The sequence below is a fragment of the Cobetia sp. 1AS1 genome, from assembly GCF_029846435.1.
Lineage (GTDB): Bacteria > Pseudomonadota > Gammaproteobacteria > Pseudomonadales > Halomonadaceae > Cobetia > Cobetia amphilecti.
The window spans coordinates 1-1,825 of the sequence record NZ_JARWKU010000023.1 but is presented as its reverse complement, the minus strand read 5'-3'; the positions used below and the strand labels follow the sequence as shown (position 1 = coordinate 1,825).

Genomic DNA, 1,825 nt, shown 5'->3' with positions numbered 1-1,825 from the left:
GTCAACGACATGATCGCCGAGATCAGTGCCGGCGCACGTGAGCAGAGTGCCGGCGTCGGCCAGGTGAATACCGCGGTCAGCGAGCTGGATGCGATGACGCAGCAGAACACCACCCTGGTCAATCAGGTCAGTGGCGCGGCGCGCAGCATGAGCGCACAGGCCCAGGCGCTGGAGCAGCTGATGGCCGGCTTCAAGGTGGCGGGCGCTCAGGATATGGCAACATCGTCCATGTCGCATCAGTCCATGGCGCACATGAACACCCAGCAGATGGCGGCTACCGAGCAGTCTGCCTTCACGCCGCCGGCAACCGCCTCGCGCGGCTCCCAGCGTCGTGAAGAGGAGGAGTGGGAAGCCTTCTGAGCGCGCTCGGCTCCAAGCTGACCCCTGAGCTCGATCCTGCGCCAAGAGCTTGATCGAGCGCCATTGAACGTGACAGCTAGCCGTTGATGTTTCCGCCAAGCCCTTGCCGACTGCCGTCGGTGAGGGCTTTTTCGTGGCCAGGGCTTATGTGACCCACGTTCATGTGATCAACGCTCATGTGGCCAACGCCCGCCACTGATATCAGCGCCATATGAAAGTGTCATCTTGATGACAGTTAGTGGTGTTTTTTGCTGTCTCCTGAAAAAAGATGAATTCTTTTTTCTGGCCCTTCAGTTAAGCCAACGTTGGTCGATAGTCGGTGAACTTCCACCACACCGGGTACCCGCGGTATGACTTCACTCAGACAGCGTCTGGCGCATGCCAGCGTCGGCAGCAAGTTGGCGCTATTGATCCTGATCCTCATGATGGCAGCATTTCTGACGCTGGGACTGGTGTTCTCGAGCGCCAGCGCACGCCAGGTTGAAGGAGACATGGAGATTGCCCTCAAGCAGCAACAGCGTCAGGTCACCCAGATGCTCACCTTGTTCGATACCTCGATGCAGGCGAGTGTCACACGCATGCTGAGCGCATTCCTAGCCACGATTCCCGATAGTTTCAGTCTCGATGACAGCCGCAGACTGAAAGCTGGTGAGCGTCTGGTACCGGTGCTGCGCAATGCCGGCATCATGCAGAACAGCCAGCCGCTGTATCTGGACAATTTCACCCAGAGGACCGGCGCCCCTGTCAGTCTGTTCGTGCGCGATGGCGATGACTTCGTCGGCATTTCCACCTCGTTGCAGAATACCGATGGTTCACGGATGCTCGGCTTCGCTCTGGAGGGCGAGGTGCTGTCTGCGCTGCGCAATGGTCAGTCCTACAGCGGCTTGCTGAATCTGGCAGACAAGCATTACATGACGCGTTATCAGCCCATCGAGGACGAGGCGGGAGACATCGTGGGTGCTTCCTTCATCGGGGTGGATATCGGGGCTCAGATCCAGGAGCTCTACACCACGATCACCAACGTGAAATGGCATGAGGGAGATTTCAGTCTGCTGGCAAGCACTGCCGCCGCGAGCCCTGGCCGGGTGCTGGCTGGCGACCAGTGGCAGGGGACTTCATTGCTTGATGTCCGTGACGACCAGGGGCGTCAGATCTTCGCGAAGTTGCTCGATCAGCCCCAGGGCCAGATGGAATATCGCCTGCCCGGAGAGACGGGCACCAAGGTCACGCGCTTCGAACAATACCCGGCGTGGGAATGGGTGGTGGCGACCACGATCGACAAGCAGGAAGTGACGGCGGGCATCACGCAGGTTCGCAATCAGGTCTTCGGGCTGGCACTGCTGTTGGCGCTGGCCGTGGCCGGCATTCTCTACTTCCTCGAGCGTCGCCTGATCAGTCGTCCGCTGGATGCGCTGGTGTCACTGGCGCAGGCATTGGCGCGGGGCGATCTGTCCCAGCGCATCAC

Annotated in this window: 1 protein-coding gene and 1 pseudogene; both read left to right on the top strand. The window is 60.0% G+C overall.

Annotation, left to right across the window (positions count from 1 at the left end):
• A pseudogene (locus QD280_RS17745) lies at window positions 1-360 on the top strand (hypothetical protein); the annotation flags it as partial.
• A gap of 350 nt (window positions 361-710) precedes the next feature.
• Window positions 711-1,825, top strand: a 1,115-nt coding sequence (locus tag QD280_RS17740; protein WP_279840148.1) for a Cache 3/Cache 2 fusion domain-containing protein, incomplete at its 3' end; no start/stop codon positions are given.